The 20243-nt window shown below is 53.2% G+C and carries 25 protein-coding genes; 12 read left to right on the top strand and 13 right to left on the bottom strand.

Translation table 11 applies throughout. The annotated features are described in order from the left end of the window. Nucleotides 1–43: 43 nt before the first annotated feature. The gene (locus V7Z75_RS05335) at nucleotides 44–682 is read right to left on the bottom strand and encodes a response regulator transcription factor (protein WP_334107583.1); all 639 of its coding nucleotides are present in this window, start codon (nucleotides 680–682) and stop codon (nucleotides 44–46) included. Beyond that, the gene (locus V7Z75_RS05330; RefSeq protein ID WP_334107582.1) at nucleotides 654–2024 is read right to left on the bottom strand and encodes a histidine kinase; all 1371 of its coding nucleotides are present in this window, start codon (nucleotides 2022–2024) and stop codon (nucleotides 654–656) included. Before V7Z75_RS05330 ends, V7Z75_RS05335 begins: the two co-directional genes overlap by 29 nt. Nucleotides 2025–2342: 318 nt before the next feature. Between V7Z75_RS05330 and mutS the strand changes: the two genes are divergently transcribed. Together mutS and V7Z75_RS05320 are read left to right on the top strand one after the other, a co-directional pair. Continuing rightward, complete coding sequence (gene mutS / locus V7Z75_RS05325; protein ID WP_334107784.1) at nucleotides 2343–4868, top strand: DNA mismatch repair protein MutS; 2526 nt, start codon at nucleotides 2343–2345, stop codon at nucleotides 4866–4868. Nucleotides 4869–4964: 96 nt separating this feature from the next. Further along, a complete protein-coding gene (locus tag V7Z75_RS05320) occupies nucleotides 4965–5213 on the top strand; it encodes a hypothetical protein (protein ID WP_334107581.1) in 249 nt (82 codons plus the stop codon). A 120-nt stretch (nucleotides 5214–5333) separates the two neighbouring features. Here V7Z75_RS05320 and V7Z75_RS05315 read toward each other — a convergent pair whose 3' ends face one another. Next, nucleotides 5334–5813, bottom strand: a complete 480-nt coding sequence (locus V7Z75_RS05315) for an FKBP-type peptidyl-prolyl cis-trans isomerase (protein WP_334107580.1) — start codon at nucleotides 5811–5813, stop codon at nucleotides 5334–5336. Nucleotides 5814–5827: 14 nt separating this feature from the next. Next, nucleotides 5828–6289, bottom strand: coding sequence for a peroxiredoxin (locus tag V7Z75_RS05310; RefSeq protein ID WP_334107579.1), 462 nt, complete (start codon nucleotides 6287–6289; stop codon nucleotides 5828–5830). A gap of 80 nt (nucleotides 6290–6369) precedes the next feature. On the opposite strand from V7Z75_RS05310, the gene V7Z75_RS05305 reads away from it, so the two are divergent. The 3 genes from V7Z75_RS05305 to V7Z75_RS05295 all read left to right on the top strand — a co-directional run bounded on the left by V7Z75_RS05305 (nucleotide 6370) and on the right by V7Z75_RS05295 (nucleotide 8823). Then, nucleotides 6370–7533 (top strand): cupin domain-containing protein, encoded by a 1164-nt coding sequence (locus V7Z75_RS05305; RefSeq protein WP_334107578.1) that lies wholly within the window; start codon nucleotides 6370–6372, stop codon nucleotides 7531–7533. 64 nt (nucleotides 7534–7597) lie between these two features. Further along, the gene (locus tag V7Z75_RS05300; protein ID WP_334107577.1) at nucleotides 7598–8410 is read left to right on the top strand and encodes a secretin N-terminal domain-containing protein; all 813 of its coding nucleotides are present in this window, start codon (nucleotides 7598–7600) and stop codon (nucleotides 8408–8410) included. Nucleotides 8411–8595: 185 nt separating this feature from the next. Continuing rightward, nucleotides 8596–8823, top strand: a complete 228-nt coding sequence (locus tag V7Z75_RS05295; RefSeq protein WP_334107576.1) for a hypothetical protein — start codon at nucleotides 8596–8598, stop codon at nucleotides 8821–8823. Nucleotides 8824–8961: 138 nt separating this feature from the next. On the opposite strand, the gene V7Z75_RS05290 is transcribed toward V7Z75_RS05295, so the two are convergent. The 5 genes from V7Z75_RS05290 to V7Z75_RS05270 form a co-directional block, all read right to left on the bottom strand. Next, a complete protein-coding gene (locus V7Z75_RS05290) occupies nucleotides 8962–9735 on the bottom strand; it encodes an MBL fold metallo-hydrolase (RefSeq protein WP_334107575.1) in 774 nt (257 codons plus the stop codon). A 24-nt stretch (nucleotides 9736–9759) separates the two neighbouring features. Beyond that, nucleotides 9760–10962: an outer membrane protein assembly factor BamC gene (gene bamC, locus V7Z75_RS05285; RefSeq protein WP_334107574.1), complete on the bottom strand. Its 1203-nt coding sequence runs from the start codon at nucleotides 10960–10962 to the stop codon at nucleotides 9760–9762. 29 nt (nucleotides 10963–10991) lie between these two features. Further along, nucleotides 10992–11864, bottom strand: coding sequence for a 4-hydroxy-tetrahydrodipicolinate synthase (gene dapA / locus V7Z75_RS05280; RefSeq protein ID WP_334107573.1), 873 nt, complete (start codon nucleotides 11862–11864; stop codon nucleotides 10992–10994). 165 nt (nucleotides 11865–12029) lie between these two features. Beyond that, nucleotides 12030–12581, bottom strand: a complete 552-nt coding sequence (locus tag V7Z75_RS05275; protein ID WP_334107572.1) for a YqiA/YcfP family alpha/beta fold hydrolase — start codon at nucleotides 12579–12581, stop codon at nucleotides 12030–12032. Between the two features lie 85 nt (nucleotides 12582–12666). After that, entirely contained in the window at nucleotides 12667–13443 is a 777-nt protein-coding gene (locus V7Z75_RS05270; RefSeq protein WP_334107571.1) for an elongation factor-1 alpha, read from the bottom strand. 91 nt (nucleotides 13444–13534) lie between these two features. Between V7Z75_RS05270 and V7Z75_RS14190 the strand changes: the two genes are divergently transcribed. The 7 genes from V7Z75_RS14190 to V7Z75_RS05235 all read left to right on the top strand — a co-directional run bounded on the left by V7Z75_RS14190 (nucleotide 13535) and on the right by V7Z75_RS05235 (nucleotide 18440). Then, nucleotides 13535–13765 (top strand): hypothetical protein, encoded by a 231-nt coding sequence (locus V7Z75_RS14190; RefSeq protein ID WP_442919876.1) that lies wholly within the window; start codon nucleotides 13535–13537, stop codon nucleotides 13763–13765. A 169-nt stretch (nucleotides 13766–13934) separates the two neighbouring features. Next, complete coding sequence (locus V7Z75_RS05260; protein WP_334107569.1) at nucleotides 13935–14633, top strand: flagellar brake protein; 699 nt, start codon at nucleotides 13935–13937, stop codon at nucleotides 14631–14633. A gap of 117 nt (nucleotides 14634–14750) precedes the next feature. Then, a complete protein-coding gene (rsxB, locus tag V7Z75_RS05255) occupies nucleotides 14751–15407 on the top strand; it encodes an electron transport complex subunit RsxB (protein ID WP_334107568.1) in 657 nt (218 codons plus the stop codon). Further along, entirely contained in the window at nucleotides 15404–16063 is a 660-nt protein-coding gene (nth, locus tag V7Z75_RS05250; RefSeq protein ID WP_334107567.1) for an endonuclease III, read from the top strand. Before rsxB ends, nth begins: the two co-directional genes overlap by 4 nt. Continuing rightward, complete coding sequence (locus V7Z75_RS05245) at nucleotides 16060–17148, top strand: FIST C-terminal domain-containing protein (protein WP_334107566.1); 1089 nt, start codon at nucleotides 16060–16062, stop codon at nucleotides 17146–17148. The genes nth and V7Z75_RS05245 overlap by 4 nt, the downstream gene beginning before the upstream one ends. Beyond that, nucleotides 17149–18003, top strand: coding sequence for a bifunctional hydroxymethylpyrimidine kinase/phosphomethylpyrimidine kinase (gene thiD / locus V7Z75_RS05240; protein ID WP_334107565.1), 855 nt, complete (start codon nucleotides 17149–17151; stop codon nucleotides 18001–18003). Further along, the gene (locus tag V7Z75_RS05235) at nucleotides 18003–18440 is read left to right on the top strand and encodes a DUF1841 family protein (RefSeq protein WP_334107564.1); all 438 of its coding nucleotides are present in this window, start codon (nucleotides 18003–18005) and stop codon (nucleotides 18438–18440) included. Before thiD ends, V7Z75_RS05235 begins: the two co-directional genes overlap by 1 nt. A 31-nt stretch (nucleotides 18441–18471) precedes the next feature. Here V7Z75_RS05235 and V7Z75_RS05230 read toward each other — a convergent pair whose 3' ends face one another. The 4 genes from V7Z75_RS05230 to V7Z75_RS05215 form a co-directional block, all read right to left on the bottom strand. Then, nucleotides 18472–19116, bottom strand: a complete 645-nt coding sequence (locus V7Z75_RS05230; RefSeq protein ID WP_334107563.1) for a class I SAM-dependent methyltransferase — start codon at nucleotides 19114–19116, stop codon at nucleotides 18472–18474. Further along, nucleotides 19058–19258 carry a class I SAM-dependent methyltransferase gene (locus V7Z75_RS05225; protein ID WP_334107792.1) on the bottom strand — a complete coding sequence of 67 codons (201 nt, stop codon included), beginning with the start codon at nucleotides 19256–19258 and terminating at the stop codon, nucleotides 19058–19060. Before V7Z75_RS05225 ends, V7Z75_RS05230 begins: the two co-directional genes overlap by 59 nt. A gap of 27 nt (nucleotides 19259–19285) precedes the next feature. After that, a complete protein-coding gene (locus V7Z75_RS05220; protein WP_334107562.1) occupies nucleotides 19286–19810 on the bottom strand; it encodes a hypothetical protein in 525 nt (174 codons plus the stop codon). 96 nt (nucleotides 19811–19906) lie between these two features. Next, nucleotides 19907–20224 (bottom strand): chaperone modulator CbpM, encoded by a 318-nt coding sequence (locus V7Z75_RS05215; RefSeq protein WP_334107561.1) that lies wholly within the window; start codon nucleotides 20222–20224, stop codon nucleotides 19907–19909. Between the last annotated feature and the right edge of the window lie 19 nt (nucleotides 20225–20243).

The raw sequence follows: 20243 nt of genomic DNA, 5'->3' as shown, positions 1-20243 counted from the left end.
AGGCGATTGCCTGGTTTTTTTTATCCTTGAAGCCTGCCAATTGTTAATCGTGTTGCTGGACAATGCCGAAGCGGATGGCAAGGTGTACCAGTTGCCCTGTAGTCTGCACGTTTAGCTTCTGGCGTACCTGGGTCTGGATATTGGCGGCTGTCTTGTAGCCGATATGCAATTGCTCGGCGATGCCGCTCAACGATACCCCTTCGGCAATTCGCCGGAATACCTCAAACTCCCGCGGGGAAAGTTTTTCCAATGGGTTCTCAGTGGGTGAGAACCGATCCATGGCCAGATGCTGAGCCAACTCATGGCCGATATAGCGTCCACCGCGTAATATCTGCCTGACCGCATCCAGCAGCACTTCTGGTGCATCCGTCTTGACGACATAGCCCTTTGCCCCCGCCTGCATGGCGCGCACTGCATAGATATTGTCGCTATGCATGCTGAAAATGACGAGGCGGGCGTTCGGGTCGCGTGCAATGATGCGGTGCAGGGCTTCCAAGCCCCCTATGCCGGGCATGTCCAGATCCAGAATCCCGAGATCGGGATGATGTTCCTGCCACAAGGTGCAGGCGCGTTCGCCATTCTCTGCCTCGGCGATGATCTGATAGCCCGCGTTCTCCAATAAAGTGCGTAAACCGCTGCGAACTACTGCGTGATCATCTGCTAACAGTATTTTCTGAACCATTGATCAACTTTCCTGAATTACCTTGGGATATTGCGTGTACAGGCAGAGTGGCTGAAATAACCACGCCTTTGCCTGCTGTATGGATATTAAAAGTGCCGCCTTCCGCTTCGACGCGTTCCCGCATGCCGGAAAGGCCAAAGCCTTTTTTGGTGGAGTGAAGATTGAATCCGACACCATCATCCTTGATTTCGATATTCAAGATATCTGACAAAATGCCGCGGATACGCGTCAATTTGATGGAAACATGATTCGCATGGGCATGGCGCGCGATATTGGTGAGGGATTCCTGGACAATCCGGTAAATGACAATACTGGTTTTTTCCGGCAGGTTCGGGCAGGGCTTGTCCAATGCAAGCTGGCAATCAATGTCCAGGTGTTGCTTTTTCCATTCCTTGACCAGTTGCTCTATAGCTTCAACCAGGCCATGCGCATCCAGTGCCATTGGGCGCAGGCGATGGATCAGGCCGCGAACCGCCTGCTGGATATGCTCTACATGCGAGCTGATGCGCTTTGCAAATTCAGCGAGGGCCTGGGCGCCTTCCTTGGGCAGCCCCGCGAGTTCCAGCCGGATGGCGGTGAGATATTGTCCCATTTCATCATGGATTTCCCGGGCAATATTGCGACGTTCTTCTTCCTGAACTTGCATGGAATGGCGAGCAAGTGATTGATTTTCCTTGAGCAGAACCGCCAGTTCGCGTTCGGCCAGGTGTTGCTCGGTAATGTCAGTGAAGAAACCATGAATCCTTCTGTCCGGGGATGATTGGTTGTCCAATGCTTTTGTCAGTCGGGCCATGACTACCCAAGGCACATTATCCGGGTGTCGGATGATGAGTTCGGCGATATCGATTTTCTCGGTTGTTTGCAGCTTGGCGCATAGTTCTTCCCAGCGCCTACCGATGGCTTGCTGGAGATTGAGGGTTGTTTCATTGTGGCCGCACATGGCGCTGAATGCAGGGTTGCAGAGTAGGATGTTACCTTTGGCATCGGCAACAAAATTGCCGCATAAGTCTTGGTCAAACAAGGTCTTGAACATGCGTTGGCTTTCCTGGGAAGCGTGTTCTGCTTCCAGCCTGCGATCGACCTCGGTGAGCATTTCTTTCATGCGGCGATGTGAGAACCAGACAGATACCAGGGCGGCCGCAAAAAGCACCAGCGGGAATTCATCTAGCTGCAATGATTCATGCGCCAATGCCCATTCAATGAATTTTTCTGAAAGATCCAGCCTGGCGGAAACGAGAAATACACCCGCAATAATCAGCAATGCAATGCATAAGTCACGGGAAGACTGGGAAATGCGTGTCCAGAACGTACCAGGGGGGAGGAGGTTTTCATTGGAGTTCATTGTAGCGGTATTCTGCAGATGAGACTCATTAGGGGGAAGTGATTTTTTCCTGAAATCACTTGCTGGGCGTGGTTTTGTGATTTTTTCCTGGTCTGAGGCAGAAACTTGTATGCTTTTTTCGGACTTACTGGGTTGTTTGTGAAACAGGCTGGCTTGTCCGTGCGGTTGTATTGCCAGAAATTTTGCGTGATGAGCTAAGCCTGCGACAGCAGTATAATTATCGTTTGCGATTTAAGCGCTCCTTGAAGTGGGAGCACAACTAGGCAGGCAATCAATTTGAGCAATCCCGACACTATTTCCCTGGAGCAACATACCCCCATGATGCGCCAGTACCTGGGCATCAAAGCGCAATATCCCGATATGCTGGTGTTTTATCGCATGGGGGATTTTTACGAGCTGTTTCATGACGATGCGGAGAAAGCCTCGCGCCTGCTCGGCATTACGCTTACCAAGCGCGGAAGTTCCAATGGTGAGCCGATCCGCATGGCTGGCGTGCCGTTCCATTCGGTTGAGCAATATTTGGCCAAGCTCGCCAAGCTGGGCGAAGCTGTCGCCATTTGCGAGCAGGTCGGTGATCCTGCCAAGAGCAAAGGGCCGGTGGATCGCCAAGTGACGCGCATCCTCACGCCGGGCACTTTGACCGATGCAGCGCTGCTGGATGACACGCGCGACAACTTGCTGCTGGCGCTCATGCATGGCGATGGCCTATTGGGTCTGGCACGCATTAATCTTGCCTCGGGGCGCTTTATCCTCAGCGAAATCGAGCCGGATTTGCTGGCGCAGGAGCTGGAGCGTATCAGCCCGGCGGAAATCCTTTATCCGGATGATTGGTCGCATCCTGCGCTGGAAATGGTGAAATGCTCCAGAAAGCGCCTGGCGCCCTGGCAGTTTGATCTGGATTCTGCCATGCAGACATTGACCAAACAGTTCGATACCTATGACCTGGGCGGGTTTGGCTGCGCAGACATGCCAGCGGCGATCCAGGCCGCTGGCGCTTTGCTGGATTACGTCAAGCATACGCAACGTACCAGCCTGCCGCATATTCAGGGATTGGTAGTGGAGCAGGCCAGCCAGTTTATCCAATTGGATGCCGCGACACGCCGTAATCTGGAAATTGACCAGACCCTGCGCGGCGAGGCATCGCCCACCTTGTATTCGTTGTTGAATACTACGGTGACGGCGATGGGCGCGCGTTTACTCAGGCAATGGCTGCATCACCCCTTGCAACAACAGAAAGCTATTCAGGAGCGTTTGCAGGCAGTGACCAGTTTGCAGGCGCAATATGACGGGCTGCGCCCGGTATTGCGCAATATTGGGGATATCGAGCGCATCAGTGCCCGGATAGCCCTGAAAACCGCTCGACCTCGAGATTTGTCCGGTTTGCGTGACAGCTTGCAACAGTTCCCCTGGTTACAGCAGGCAATCCAGGTACAGGAATCGACATTGCTGCACACCGTGCAACAGCAGCTGGATGCGCCGTACGCGACGCTGGAGTTGCTGCAAACTGCTATCAAGGATGAGCCTGCTGCCGTATTGCGCGAAGGTGGTGTGATTGCTGATGGGTTCGATGCTGAGCTGGATGAGTTACGCGGCATCCAGAGCAATTGCGGCGAGTTCCTGCTCGAGTTCGAAGCGCAGGAACGCGAGCGTAGCGGTATCGGCAATCTCAAGGTGGAATACAACAGCGTGCATGGCTTTTATATCGAAGTCAGCCGCGCGCAATCCGAGAATGTGCCTGCCGAGTATCGCCGTCGCCAGACGCTGAAAAACGTGGAGCGCTACATTACGCCGGAGCTTAAGACATTCGAGGATAAGGTGCTTTCGGCCAATGAACGTGCTCTGGCGCGTGAAAAGGCATTGTTCGATGTGTTGCTGGAGCAATTGCAGCCGGCTTTGACTACTTTGCAACGTAACGCGGAAGCGGTAGCGCAACTGGATGTGCTGGCATCATTTGCCGAACGTGCAGATGTCCTGAAGTATGTCGCGCCACAATTCACGGAAGAAGCCGGGTTAATCATTGTCGATGGACGTCATCCCGTGGTTGAGCAACTGGCACAGCCTTTCATCGCCAACAGTGTTTCCTTGTCGCCTTATCGCCAGTTATTGCTGATTACGGGCCCGAATATGGGTGGTAAATCCACCTATATGCGCCAAACTGCATTGATCGTGCTGTTAGCGCATTGTGGATGCTTTGTTCCTGCGAAATCCGCCCGGATCGGCCCTATAGACCGTATCTTTACCCGTATCGGCGCATCGGATGATTTGGCCGGTGGACGCTCCACCTTTATGGTGGAGATGACGGAAACCGCCAATATTTTGCACAATGCGACAGAGCAAAGCTTGGTGTTGCTGGATGAGATCGGGCGTGGCACATCGACTTTCGACGGGTTGTCGCTAGCGTGGGCTGTGGCCAAGCAGTTGTTGGAGAAAAATCATAGTTATACCCTGTTTGCCACGCATTATTTCGAACTGACCAGAATCACGGAGGAGTTCAAGCACGCAGCAAATGTACACCTGGATGCGGTGGAGCATGGCAACGGCATTGTGTTTCTGCACAATGTGGAAGAGGGGCCGGCCAGCCAAAGCTACGGTTTGCAGGTGGCGCAACTGGCAGGTATTCCGCGTTCGGTGGTGAGTGCGGCACGGCGCAAGCTGGTGCAGCTGGAGCAAAGCCAGGTGGCGCAGCAGTCAACGAATGGGCAAGGAGATATGTTTATTGTGGCTGATGTCGAGACGGAGCCTGAGATTCACCCGGTGGTCATGATGCTGGAAAACCTGGATCCTGATGAGCTGACGCCTAGGCAAGCCTTGGATGAACTGTACAAATTGAAAAAATTAGTCTAGCGATTAGACATAATTCTGAAACAACTCTACGTCATAATGTGAAGCGTAACCCTTACCGGGGTTGCAATTCAGTTAATTAAATCCCAAAAGGAAATTATGATTGTCGAGTATTTCATCAAGATAGTGATCCCCGTGGTATTTGCCTCTTTTGCCGCTATGTTCGGCTGGTTTGCTGGTGAAAAGGTGGGCGCAATGGTTGCCGGTGGTGTTGCGCTGGCGGCTGCAATCAGTTGGACCAGCTATAGTTGGACATTGTCGATGCGCCAGTCACGCATCAGTGAGCGTCTTGCTCAACGCAAGCGCGTGCGTGCAAAAAAGACATTTCGTCGTGCGCCGTGCGTGTAATGCAATAAGCCTTGTTTCTTAAGAAGGCAATAGCCCGAATACAAAAAGGCAACCTATTGGTTGCCTTTTGATTTTGTGCTGCTGTCCAAGCCAATGATGGCTTGGCGCGAGAGTTTTGTATTAGTGGTGATGGCCGCCTGGGCCATGTACATGGCCGTGTTCCACTTCTTCATGACCTGCGGGGCGCACAGCGACTACAGATGCCTTGAACAGTACGCGTTCGCCAGCCCAGGGGTGGTTGCCATCAACAATGACCTTGCCGTCCTCGATATTGGTGACGGTGTAAAGTATGACATCGCCAGTTTCGTCTTCCCCTTCAAATTGCATGCCGACCTTGAGCTCTTCTGTTGGGAACGCGGAAACAGGCTCGATTTGCACTAATTCTTCGTCGTAGTCGCCAAATGCATCCGCAGGCTCCAGGGTAAGTTCGATGGAGTCGCCGACCGTCTTGCCGTGCAGCGTTTCCTCGACACGGGGGAAAATATTGTCGTAGCCGCCATGCAGGTAGGTGACAGGTTCCTGGCTGGCTTCCAGGACGTTGCCATCGCTATCGCGCAGCTCATAAGTGATGGTAACAACAGTGTTCATGGCAATCTGCATGAAGAATCCTTCGTTTAAAGTGATTGGATGAAATGGAGAATTTCTGTGGCATGGCCTTTAGCCACGACGTTATATTGTGCCAAGCGTACCACTCCAGTCCGGTCGATGACAAATGTTGAGCGGACTATGCCCATTCTCCTGAGCCCGTCCTTTTCCATTTCCTGCCATACGCCATATTGCTTGCATACTGCACCGTCATCATCGGCAAGTAATTGCACTGCCAGACCATGCTTGTCGCGAAAATTGGCGTGGCTCATGCAATCATCCCGACTAATGCCGATCACAATGGTGTCGTGGCGCATGAATTCATCTTCCAGGTCGCTGAATTCAATAGCCTGCAGGGTGCAACTGGGCGTGTTGTCCTTGGGGTAGAAACAGATCACCACATTATGTCCGCGCAGGTCGGCAAGGGTGACGGTTTCAAGATCTGCATCAAGCAGGGAGAAGTCAGGGGCTGGCGTATCGGGCTGCAGCATGGCTTGCCTTGCGGTGGAAAAGACGGAAAAGATTCTACCTCAAATTCTATGCAGCGTAAGCAATGCGCTATGATGCGAACATGAAAAAACAACAGCAACCCCATACTATCCCATTGACTCTGCTGGGTGGCTTGAGCGCCGAGCAGTTTCTTGCCGAATACTGGCAGAAAAAACCCTTGCTGATTCGCCAGGCTATTCCCGGCTTCAATGGATTGTTGAGCCCGAATGAGCTGGCAGGATTATCGTGTGAGGAGGAGGTGCAAGCACGCTTGGTTTTGTTCCAGGGCGAACAGTGGCATGTGGAAAACGGACCGTTCGAGGAAGAGCGGTTTGCCAGCTTGCCCGAACGTGACTGGACTTTGCTGGTGCAGGGCGTCAATCATTATTTGCCCGAGGCAGAGGAGCTGCTGCAACAGTTTTCCTTTGTGCCTTACGCGCGGCTTGATGACTTGATGGTGAGCTTCGCCCCTGATGAGGGCGGCGTGGGCCCGCATTTTGATTCCTATGACGTGTTTCTCCTGCAGGCAGAGGGCAAACGCCTATGGCGCATTAGTGAGCAGGATGACCTCTCATTGGTGGAAGGTGCGCCATTGCGCATCCTGCAAAACTTCAATACTGAGCAGGAATGGGTGCTGGAGCCAGGAGATATGCTGTACCTGCCGCCTCATGTTGCCCACTGGGGGATTGCGGTGGGTAATGCCATGACTTATTCCATAGGCTTCAGGGCGCCTGCTGCACAGGAGCTGGGTAGTGTGTTTCTTGATTATCTGCAGGATAAATTGAATCTATCCGGCATGTATACCGACCCGGATTTGCAATATCAACCGCATCCGGCGGAAATCGGCAGTGGTATGTTGGACAAGGTAGGCACGATGCTGGATAAGATCCGCTGGCAACGAGAAGATATTGCTGTTTTTCTCGGACGTTATCTTTCCGAGCCCAAGCTGCATATCCTGTTCGATGAAAACGAGGACATAAGCCTGAAGCAGTTTACGCAGCAACTTGCCCGGCATGGGATTGTCTTGTCTGGCAAGAGCCAGATGTTGTTCCATGGGCGGCAATTCTTCATGAATGGCGAACAATGGACTGCCGGAGAGCAACACCAGGATATTCTTATAGCTTTGGCGGATGACCGCCAACTCAATGCAACTTGTTTCGATGCTACTGTGCTACAGGATACGGTACTGTTGCACAAATTGCGCGAATGGTATCTGGCAGGGTATTTATACCTCATGGACGAGTGAGCCGCTGATGCTGAATATGGACATAATGGTGTGGAGTAGCAAGAGGCGTTGGCCAATAGCAGGCATGATGCAGGCATGGTGGTTAATGGTGTTGCTGCTGAGTTTATCAGTGCAGGCGGCAGGGCTGGATTTCAAGATGATTACCTTGCAGCATCGTTTCCCGCAGGATGTATTGCCTGCCGTGCAGCAATTGGCCGGTCCCGAAGGCTCGGTTTCTGCGATAGATCAACATTTGGTGGTACGGGCGGCACCCGAGAAAATGGCAGCCATCGAGGCGTTAGTCGAAAAACTGGATACGGCCAGGCGCAATCTGCGGATCACCGTGCGGTATGACAACCAGCAAATGGATAGCAGGGATGCCATTGGCGCGGACGGTATGATACGCCATGGCGATATTGAAATAGGTGTCGGTAGGTATGCGGAAGAGCAGGGCAGTGTACGCTTCAATATAGATAGTGGCCGAAGCATCATGCAGCAAGGGAGTGAGCAATTTTTGACCGTGCTGGATGGCGAGCGTGCATTTATCCGGGTAGGACAATCTGTGCCATTTACCCAGCAATGGATGGTATTGACGGCGCAATACCTGAATATGCAAGAGACTACGGAATTTCACGACATTACCACCGGCTTTGCCGTGCGTCCCCGTTATATCGGCAATCAGGTGGAGGTCGAGATCACTCCACGTATCGCGCGCTTGAATGCGGCAGGATTCATTGATTTCGATGAATTGACGACGACAGTGCGCGTGGCGAGAGGGGAATGGCTCGACATTGGCGGGCTCATGCAGAATCGCGACCAGGTCAGTCGGGAAATCTTCTTACAGAGCCAGCGTGAGGAAGGCAATAATACCCGTTTGCGAATCAAGGTGGATGAATGAACGATATACGTGGAATATTCTAAAAAAAGCAGAGAAATCGAGGCCTAAATTAAGGGTAAATACCGAAAAAGCATTGGTATTTCCTGCCGGAGATGGTAGAATTTTTGCCACTCGGTTGGTTTGAAGGCTAACCGTAACTGGTTTTTAGTTCCATCGTCTACACTACATCTTTATAGGGATAAAAAATGACACGTTCCGCTCTGCTTGCCGCTCTGCTCGCACTTGCTCTGACTGCTTGTGGTCAAAAGGAAGAAGCTCCTGCAGTTGAAGAAGCACCAGCTGTTGAAGAAGCTGCTCCTGCAGTTGAAGAAGCGCCAGCTGAGGCTCCTGCTGAAGAAGCCGCTCCTGCTGCTGAAGAATCTGCTCCTGCTGAAGAAGCTCCTGCAGAAGCACCAGCTGAAGAAGCTAAGTAATTTAACGCTGGCCTTCGCGCCAGCTTTGAATTGATAAAAAGCCGACTATGTCGGCTTTTTTTGCCTGTCGCATTGATGATTTATGACGTGTGCTGACTAACTTAATTAAAGCTGGGCGTTGCCATAAATCAATAGCAGCTAAAGGATTTCGCGCCAATCGAAACCTTCTGTTTGTTGTGCGATGCCTATCCAATGTTCTTCGCAATTGAGCGAGCGACTTAGAGCAGCGCTGGCCAGGGCTGGCTCATTGTTTTTCCCGCTGAGGTGTGCGGCTACGACATGCTGCAATTTGCTGTTATCCAGCTTGCTCAACAGATTGGCCGCGCTTTGATTATCCAGATGTCCCAGGCGGCTGCCTACGCGCTGCTTGAGTGAGCGCACATAAGGGCCGTTGAGCAACATATCCTTGTCATGGTTGCATTCCAGCACCATGGCATGGCAGGCATTGAGCACACTTTCAATATGTGGTGTTGAGATGCCTGCATCAGTGAGGATGCCAAGTTTGTGCTGCCCATTTTCAAAGATATATTGCACAGGCTCGCGGGCATCGTGCGGAACGGGGTAGGGCTGGATTTGCAAATCGCCGATGCTGAATGATTGATGGCTGTCGATGATATGCAGCTCAAAGCCAAGTTCCTTGGGCATGAGCTTCTGGCTCATGACATAAGTGCCATGTGTGAGCCAGACCGGGATGCGGTATTTGTTGGCAAGCTTGAATACGCCGCTGGTGTGGTCGTCATGCTCATGCGTCACGAGAATACCGTTAATCTCATCGGGTTGCAGACCCAGCCTGGCGACACGATGTACGGCATCGCGCAGGCCGAAGCCGCAATCCAGCAACAGGTGGGTGGTGCCTTGTTCGACAATCAGGCCATTACCTGCGCTGCCGCTGCCAAGTGAAGCAAATCGCATATCAGCAGGCGCAGGCTGGCATACTTATTTGAGTTGTTCGAACAGCAGATTGATGATGCGGTTGGCAGTGCTGGTGTGTTCGCGCTTGCCATCCTTGTCAGTGATGGTGACCAGGGAGCCGGAGCTTGCGTTCTCGACCTTGACCTGGTACTGGTTTTCACCAGTCTTGCGCTTCTTGTTACCATCCTTGTCGGTATCATTGCCCCAAAACTTCAAGGAATCCAGCAAGCCCTTCTTTTCCTTTGGCAGTTCATCAATATCATTGTCAGAGTAGCGAACGTAGAAGACGCCGCTGGAGCGATCCCTGTCCTCGACGATAAAGCCGATACGGTCCAGTGCTAGGCCGACACGGCGCCAAGCGCGGTCAAATGCATCGTTGGTGCTGAGGCTGAGCGTGCCATCGGCTTCCTTGTTGACGCTGGCACGCAGCTCAGGTGCAGGGTTGGCGATGATGGCGCGGGATTTCTTCTCTTCCACGCCCAGGCGCACCATGAGGCGGCGCAACAGTTCGGCATCAATATCTTCAGCGATGGCGCGGGATTCGTCCGAGCCAGTCCGCTTGGTCTTGGTCGGCACGTAACCCATATCTACTTCGCCGGCGATGGTGCGCACCTTGACCTTGCCGTCATCCGGCACGTTGCTGACAGCACGGTGGCTCATGTAGATTTCGGTAGTACCTTGTTCCGTGCCGTGATCAATGCGGGTACGGAATTTTTGGCGGTTTTGCAGGCTGTTGAGCTTATCCAGCCAACCCTGAAATTTTTCCAGATAGGATTTATCACCGACATCCAGCGAGCTAGGGTCCACCCATTCGGTTTCCATGACGCCGGTTTGCGGATTTTCCACTTGCACGGCAAAACCCAGGTCGGTCCAGAAATCGCGAATGACCGGCCAGATTTTTTCTGGCGGCGCATTAACTACCAGCCAGCGCTGGGCGCCGGCACGCTCCATGCGTACGCCATCGGCGTTCGGCAGGATCTTCTGTTGCTCGTTTTCTACCTGGCCATCGGCATTCAGGGTTTGGCTGTAGTCAGAATAGTTGGTCGCTGCGCCAGGCAGGGCATAGGCATCGCTAGCTGAGATATTGGTGAGATCAGGCGGCACTTCCAGGGGTCTTGCTCGCCCGGCGGCCTTGTAATCGGAACCGGTATCGAGGAACGGGAGGGAGCATCCGCTGATGGTAAACAAGGTGACCAGTATGACTGGTTTGATGGTAAATCGATTCATGGTGTCTCTTTGACTGATAAACAGTGACGTCAAATGGCGGCCTGCTTCATGGCACTGCGCAGCGTGTCATGGTATTGGGATGACAGGGGCACAAGCGGCAGACGTATGCCACCCTGGATGAGCCCCATTTGCTGCACAACCCATTTCACAGGAATCGGGTTGGCTTCAACGAATAGCTTTTGATGCAGGGCGAATAGCTTGGCATTGCATTCACGTGCAATCTTGATGTTGCCGTTCAGCGCAGCTTTGCACATTTCATGCATGAGTTTGGGAGCAGCATTGGCAGTGACCGAAATCACTCCGTGACCGCCGAGTAGCAGGAGCGCCAGGCTGCTGGCATCGTCGCCGCTGTAAATAGCGAATTCTTCCGGTGCGCGCAGGAGCAGGTCGGTGCCGCGCTCGATATTGCCTGTCGCATCCTTGATGCCCACGATATTCTTGATGGCCGCGAGGCGCAGCACGGTGTCGTTCTGCAGGTCGCAACCGGTACGGCCTGGTACGTTATATAGTATCTGCGGGATATCCACTGCCTCGGCAACAGCGCGGAAATGCTGGTATAAGCCTTCCTGGGTGGGTTTGTTGTAATAAGGAGCGACCAGCAGGCAGGCATCGGCGCCCAACTCCTTGGCTTTGCGAGTCAGGTCTATGGCTTCACTGGTAGAGTTGGCACCTGTGCCGGCAATGACCGGAACGCGGCCAGCGCTGTGCTCGACCGTGGTTTTGATCAGCAGCGCGTGTTCATCGAAGTTGACAGTAGGAGATTCACCAGTGGTGCCCACGACAACGATGCCATCAGACTGCTGATCGACATGGAAATCAATAAGTGAGCGTAATGCCTGGATATCCAGACTGCCATCATCGTGCATGGGAGTGACAATGGCAACGAGACTGCCTTGCAGCATGGTTATACGACCTGATTTAATGATTAAACCCATCTATTCTAACTGAAACTGGCGTGATCATAATATGAATTTGCTCACCTTTGGCGCTTGTGCGGGGAAAGGTGAAACAAGGGTAGATTGAGCTTTCTTTCCAAGGTTGCATTCATGTCGCGGCATTGCCATTTGTTACACAGCCAGCATCTGGGAAATACTTTCCACAATCAGGTCGGTTCTGGCAAACCGGTGATGACCGCCACCTGGCAGAATGAGCCTTGCCTTGCCGCAAAAGTTCCTCACACTTTCCATGTAAGGGATCAGTTCATCGCCTTGCTCATGCAATACGGTGATACGGTGCGGCCTGCCGCTGAACCGGTATTGCGCATATTGAGCAAGCTGGGCTTCTCCAAGCCAGCCTTGTTCATGGGTATAGAAATTCTCTACTTCGCCAAGATAGCGGCGCAAGCTGTGTTCGGGGTGCATACATGGATTGATCAGCAGGCATTGCTGCTGATAGCGGCATGCGAATTGATAGGCCCAGAAACCACCGAGCGAGGAACCGGTGAGCAACATGCCTTCAGCTAGCAACGGCTGGATGACTTTCTCGAGTTGTGCATAAGAAATTGTGGGATCCCAAGTATTGTATTTAGGGATGATGATTTGCGGAAAGTGCTTTTGCAGCAGCGATGATTTTTCGCTCGCTGGACTGGAGTTGAAACCTGGCAGGTAAACGATGTTCAAGCTAAGGACCTTATGCTTTTTCAGGATGCAGGACTACAAAAAATCACGGGGGCAATTGCCCCCGTGATGTTGCGCGTTAAATTGTTCAGTTTTTCAGGTCTGCTGCCCAGGCATTGCCATACACCTTGCCGTTGCGCGACAGGATCAGCATCTGGTACATGCTGGTGAACCACATGAAGGTGGATGCGATGCTATAACCTACACCGCCGATGATAGTGAGCCAGGCAAAGCCAGGGTTCAATTTTGTCAGCCACCACGACAGGACGTCCACGATCAGGAAGGCAAACGGGAAGGCAATGGCCAGGATTTTTAATGTGCGCGGCACATTCACGGCAAAGCTGAAGATGAAAGCCATGATAAAGAAGATGAAGCAGATACCGAACAAGTGAATATGCGATACGCGTGTCAGGCTCTGGATGCTGGCTCCCTCGTTGACGGCCGTGACTTGCTTGACGCCTTCATAGGTTCTGTAGTCAGGGATGCCGGGAGTGACGCTATGACACATAACACAACGCTCGGCGAATACGCCCTTGAAGTGATTTTCCCATTGATCTTCCGGCGCGCCATCGCGGACCCATTTGATGATGTCCAGGCGAACTTCAGGCGGTGCGAAAGGTTGCATCGAGCCATTGAGTTTGCTTTCGATCTTGCTGCCGCTGCGGTCGCCGTAGTAGCTGTAGACAATATCGTCCTTGGATAATCCCAGCTTGCCATCGGCCATGCCATGCGTGAGCATGATCTGCAGGCCGGCCATACATAGGCCAATGCCGATGACGAGGAGATAGCCGACAAACAGGGTTTTGACGGAGGCGGGTAGATTGGGAAGGTTAAGCCAAGGCAGGCTGACCGATGTATCTTTCATGGGTGTCTCGTCTAGCGTTAAAAATAGAGGCAACGCAAGCATACCTCAAATTGAGGCATTGCACCTATATTTAGTAGGGTTATGTCGGTTCATGCCTTTGCCGTTGCAGCAAAGGTGTATTGAGCGAATTGATGAGGATGGGATTGGTTATTTCTACACCTTGCGTGCTTTGAAAATACAGAAACCTATCCAAAAAGAGGCGACGGCAATGGTCAAAATGATAGTGCTGATGGAGATGATGCCGACCCATGACCCAAATAACACTTTAAGCATGATGGTTTTCCTTCCTGAATTTACAATTGTTTACATTAACCATAATTAGTATATGGATATGATACGCCGTAGTTGAGGAAGCGGTAAAGACCTTTTTTAATTAATGGATAATGCCTCTGAGGAGCATTGAAAATGCTGTATTGTGTAGTTGTCTGATATTAGCAATAATCCATCTATAACAGCAACTTGCACTTTATAGAGTATAAAAATAAGTCAATATGACAGAAATAATAGAAAATTCGACCGAAACGAAGAATGGGGAGCTCGAAACCATCGGGTTCGAGGATGTCAATCTTCAGCCTGGCACAAAGCTGCAGCTGTTGACACACCGCGGCTATGTGCCAGCGCAACATCTTTCCACATTCGTTGGTATGGAAAGCAATGAATATCTGTTGGTCCGTTTGCCTAGGGTGCAAGGGAGTTTCATGACATTTTATGATGGGGAAAAGATCACGATACGTGTATTTTCCGGGATCATGATCAGTAGTTTTGATGCAAGTGTGGTCCAAACCTTCCATCATCCGCTCAACTGCTTGTGCATTACCTTTCCCCATGCTATCCATGTCAAGAAAATTCGTCGGGAAATGCGAATCAAGGTGGATATTGAAGCCCACCTTGTCCTGATTGATGGATCATCTGTACCGGTGCGGCTGACCAATCTCAGCGCAACAGGGTGCCAGCTTGCAGTGGGTCGTGACATTGGCATGGTCGATGACCAGATGGCCTTGAATTTCAAGTTATCTGAAGATATATCGGACATTACACTGACAGCCAAGGTGCGAAATATTGCTGGCGGGGGAGAGCCGGGAGATTTTCTGGTTGGCCTGGAGTTCGTGACCGTGGCCAGCAATATACAATTCAGTATACGTCATTATGTGTATGAACGGCTGGTGGAGAAGCGGCAAAACCTGGTTTGAAGCTTGCATCTGGCAGCGCAGGAGCTCCTGTCAATGCCTGGTTTAAAGTATAGGCAGCGTAATACGCTTATCCAGGCTACGGGTATAATTCTGTGATTCGTGAAAACAGGCAACAGAATGACCGGACTCGTAGAGCATATTGACGCCATCTTGCCGCAGACTCAATGTACCCAGTGTGGCTATGACGGCTGTCGTCCTTATGCGGAAGCGCTGGCTGCTGGCGAGGCTGATATCAACCAGTGTCCGCCTGGCGGCGATTCCGGCATTCGAGCACTGGCCCAATTGCTGGTGCGGCCTTATGTGCCGCTCAATCCTGCCCATGGAACTATTCACCCCAAGATGGTTGCCATCATCGACGAGGCAAGGTGCATAGGGTGCACCCTGTGCATCAAGGCCTGCCCTGTAGATGCTATCCTCGGAGCGCACAAGCAAATGCACACCGTGCTGACGGGTGAATGTACCGGCTGCGAGTTGTGTGTGGCGCCCTGCCCGGTCGATTGCATCGATATGCAACCGCTGGAAAATCAGGATTGGGATTACACCCAGCCCACCAGTCATGCCCGCCGGGCGGCTGATATTGCTCGCGTCCGCTATCAGGCGCGGTTGCAGCGTTTGGAACGTGCTCGTGTTTCCACCAATCCGTTGCCTGAACATCATGAGGCCGGGAGAACCGACTCTCAAAGCAGGGATGCTGTGGCTGCAAGAAAGGCCGCGCTGGCCGCCGCCATGGCGCGCGCACGCTCCAAGCGGACAGATACACCAGGAAACACATGAACGCAGAAAAACGTCAGGAGATATTCCGTCGGCTCAGCATTGCCATTCCTGAACCCACTACGGAATTGGTCCATCACAGTACGTTTGAGCTGCTGATCGCAGTCATTCTCTCTGCTCAGGCTACTGACAAGGGGGTGAATATCGCTACAGCCAGGCTGTTCCCCGTTGCCAATACTCCACAAGCTATTCTTGCCTTAGGTGTGGAGGGGCTGGAAAGCTATATCAAGACCATTGGCCTTTTCCGCAGCAAGGCCAAGAATGTGATTGCCACTTGCAGCATGCTGGTGGAGCAGTATAACGGCGAGGTGCCGAATACGCGTGAAGCGCTGGAGAGCCTGCCAGGAGTGGGCCGCAAGACGGCAAACGTGATCCTGAATACAGCATTTGGTCAGCCCACCATCGCGGTGGATACGCATATTTTCCGGCTGGGCAACCGCATCGGCCTGGCACCTGGCAAAACGCCCCTTGAAGTAGAGCAAAAGCTGATGAAGGTCGTTCCCAAAGAATATTTGCAGGACGCGCACCATTTGCTGATCCTGCACGGGCGTTATACCTGTGTGGCGCGTAAGCCCAAATGCTGGGAGTGCGTGATCAAGGATCTCTGCGAATTCAAGGCCAAGACTATCTTGGGGCCTGCTGCCGTGGGGCAAGGGTGAAGGTCGGGACAGGCTTTGCACAAGGGTGCCAGCCGGTGCCGGAGCTGGCTGCATGGGCAGTCAGCCAGGCCATGGATCGTGCAGGGCTGGACATCGCCAATGGAGTATTGCTGTTTCTGAGCGAGGATTTTGCCCAGAATCCGCAACCGGCATTGCAGGCCGCCGCCGTAGCCGCGAGTACTATGCAGGTCAGTGGTTGTTCCGCACCGGGGATTTTCACGCAGGATGAATGGGTGCTCGATGGTTCTGCCGCAGCAGCGCTGGTGCTGGGAGATGGTGCTGGTATCTCCACAGTGAGAAGTCATGAAGAAAATAGTTTGCTGTTGACCCTGGCAGCGCCGAATGCGCTCAATGCCTCCTGGTTGCAATGGCCGGGGAAACGCTTTGGCTGCGTAGCGGGCGATGCAACCGGACATGGGCAATTTTCGGTATGGACAAATGGCAAGGGAATACCGTCCGGGTATACAGATTTGCTACTGCAAGGCGTGCGGGGCGTTGTGGATGTGGCACATGCCATCAAACCGCTTGGAATGCCACAACAGGTGGGCTATATCGCTGGGTTTGATGTGCTGGAGATATCCGGACAACCTGCGTGGATGAATCTGGTCAATACGTTGGATGACCATGGCGTGTCGCATGACCAGGGCATACCTTATCATCGTCTGGTAGCCATACTGGCGGAAAGCGAAGAAGCATATTGGCAGGAAGAGTATCATCCCGTCCCGCTGGTCAGTGCTGATATGCAGGCACAATCCGTTACCTTGGCAACAAAAATGACATCGGGTACCTGGCTGACCTGGGGGATGCTGGATCGTGATGCGGCGCAGCAGCAACTGGCTGCTACGGTCCAGTCCATCAACGCCAGGCTGCAGGGAAAACCTGCCTTTGGCTTGGTGTTTTCTTGCCTCGCGCGTGGACCGCATTTGTATGACGGGGTAGAGCAGGAAATTTCCCTGTTGAAACGTGACTATCCAGGCCTGCCACTGATCGGGTTCTATGGCAATGGCGAGATTGCACCCATTCATGGCCGGAATGTCCTGTGCCAGCAATCTGTCGTGCTGGGCTTGTTTACTGCTGAAAGTTGAATGATGAATACATCCATGAACCGTTATCCGCGCGTATTGTCCATTGCCGGCTCTGATAGCAGCGGCGGCGCGGGTATACAGGCCGATCTCAAAACCTTTTCTGCCTTGGGATGCTACGGCATGACAGCTATTACCGCTTTGACGGCGCAGAACACGCAAGGCGTGCGCGCGATTCACAGCGTGCCAGCTACCATGCTGCGCGACCAGATCGATGCCGTAGTGGAAGATATCGGCGTGGATGCGGTCAAGATCGGCATGTTGCATTCGCCGGAAGTCGTCATGACAGTGGCGGAAGCGCTGGATGTGCACGGGCTCCTGCAGGTGGTGCTCGACCCTGTCATGGTCGCGGCCAATGGCGCCAAGCTGATTTCCGACGAAGCGATTGATGTGCTGGTGCGCGAACTGTTCCCGCGCGCGCTGGTGGTCACGCCCAACCTGGATGAGGCCGCATTGCTGTTGGGCAGGCCACTAACGGAAACGGACGAACTGGAACGGGCGGCGCAGGAACTGCTCCGGCAGGGCGCCCATGCCGTGCTGCTTAAGGGCGGTCACCTGCCTGGACATGAAGTGCTTGATATTCTGGTGCAAGCCGGTACTGCCGGAGAAGCGGGCGTATTGCACAAGTTACATTCTTCGCGTATCTCTACGCACAACCTGCATGGCACCGGCTGCACCCTGTCGTCGGCGATTGCTGCTTACCTCGCGCTGGGCTTTAGCTTGCCAGAAGCTGTACAGTCTGCCAGAGCCTATGTGCGTTCTGCGCTGGATGCAGGTGCGAACGTCAAGACGGGTACTGGCGTTGGGCCATTGAACCATGGCTTTGCGCCGCAGGCCATGAAAGTGCAGGCAGCCTGATGGCCTTGTTCAATCCCAGTCGCGACGAGGTGCGGCAATTTTTCTTCGATGCCTGGGCCAAGTCCGGACAACAGCAGGCATTGACTGCCCTGGAGAGAATGGCGGTCGATATCATGCAATTGCATCCTGAATACCACCATGTGCTGAATGCGCCAGAGCGCTATCTGGAGCAGTCCTATTTTCCGGAAATGGGCGAAACCAATCCCTTCCTGCATATGAGCCTGCATCTATCCGTCATGGAACAGGTGTCCATCAACCAGCCGCCAGGCATCAACGCGGCTTATCACACCTTGTGGCGCAAGCATGGCAATGAAGTAGAGGCACAACATATCCTGATGGAATGTCTGGCTGAGACTATCTGGCAGGCGCAGCGGCAAGGCGGCGCGCTGGATGCGGAGGCTTATCTGGCCAATATCCAGGCCAGGGCAACGGCTTGATTGCCGGGATGCGGGCAGTGTGAAATATCACCTAACGGGAGATGTGGCCTTTTACCGCATTGGCGCGGGCGCTATAGGTGATTGGACCCGTAGACTCTGCCGACAGCCGCGCGCGTACCCGCATTTGCAGAATCGCGATATCCTCTGCCGCCATCTTTGCCAATGTCTGCCCAACGCTTGGCGCTCCCAGGGCTGTCGTCCAGAAATCGTCAAAACTCTCAAACGTCCGCTGGACGGTGATTTCCCGTGTTTCAATAGTATTCAGGCCGGCATCGGCCCATAAGCTTTGCATGACGCTTATACGCGATGCCTCCGGGCTTGGAGGGGTCGGTACCGCAATGCCAAGCCCGCGTATTTCTGCCTGTAATGCCGCATAGGGAAAACCGCCATCCAGTATATCCCACGCATAAGCGGTAACGCTGCCGCCCGGACAAACTACCCGCCTCATCTCTGCCACGCCTTGGGCGGGATCGGGAACGAAGAATATCACCAGGGGCATGACGGCAATATCGAACATATCATCCGGGTAAGGCAGCGCCATTGCATTCCTTTGCGCAAATTGGGCCGCCTGCAATGCGGGCCGCGCCCTCGCATAGGCAAGCTGCTCTTCAGACGGATCAAGGCCATGCACCGAGGGGTTCACACCGCTCGAAAAGCATCTCGGTAAAGGCGCCATTGCCACAGCCTACGTCCAGCCATCGCTGACCCGGTTCAGGAGCGATCCAGTCAAGAAAGACTTTTCCTGCGAGCTGGCTCCACTTGCCCATATAGCGCTCATAGGCGGTACCGTCGTTAAAGCGGATTTGGCTGGTCGTCATGCCGTATCACATCCTAAGTAATTGGTTTTAGTGAATAGAGTAGAGGCTTGAGCAACGGCGATCCCAATAGGCATCAAATTGCGCTTGTTTGAACTCTTCTACTTCTGACCTGATCTCCGCTGGTTCTATCCATACTGAGTTAAAACGTTCGGATTCCTGATCAAACACCTTGATAAAGCGTGACCATTCCGGCTCACCTGATTGATTGATCTCACCGCAGAGATTCAGGCTATCGTCGAACCTTGTCACGATCAACCCGCGAAATTGAATGTTTTGCCAGCGGGAGCGGGATTGATCTTTAAATATATCCTGCTTTGCATCCTCCTCGAATATTTTCCCATCCGTATAGGAGGCGGCGTGGGCCTGGCTTTGCAAGGCCATCATGCAAACCGACAAGGCAAGGGCAAACAGTTTCATACTTAGTTCCTGCAATGAAATAGGCGTTGATTGTAATGCATTGGCGAGAATGCTTGAGATTGCTGCTTGCCGACAGTATTTATTCGTCGCTTGAACAAGGAGCTGCTGCGCGGCCTGGGTAACGGTATGTTCCACCTATAATCAACATTGTGGGCATGGTTCAGCGCAAGACTATTGGTGATTGCGCCGCTGCGGGCCACGCAGAAATAGAGGGGCTACAGTACTGGAAATTCAAAGTTGTTCCAGTTGTCGACGCAGCGCAGCTACCTCTTCCATCAGATCGACCGCGAGCGCAGCCAGTTGCGGGTCGGCATCGAAACTGTGCTCAAGGTCGGCAATACGGCGGGCGCGCAGCAGGGTGGCGCTGGCAAAGCGCCATTCGGCGGCAGCCTGGCCATGAGCAGGGTGCAATACGCCTGCCTCGACATGGGTAAGCACCCATTCGGGAGCCTGGCGTGCACCGCTCGCCAGTTGCTCCAGCGTCAGCGCGGCATCCTCCAGCAGTTCAGTTAGATCATCTGGCACGAGAGTAGGGGTGTTAGTGGTCATGGGATAGCTCCACAGATTA

The sequence above is a fragment of the Methylobacillus sp. genome, assembly GCF_036844465.1.
Taxonomy (GTDB): Bacteria; Pseudomonadota; Gammaproteobacteria; order Burkholderiales; family Methylophilaceae; genus Methylobacillus.
This window is presented reverse-complemented; position numbering and strand designations above follow the sequence as displayed.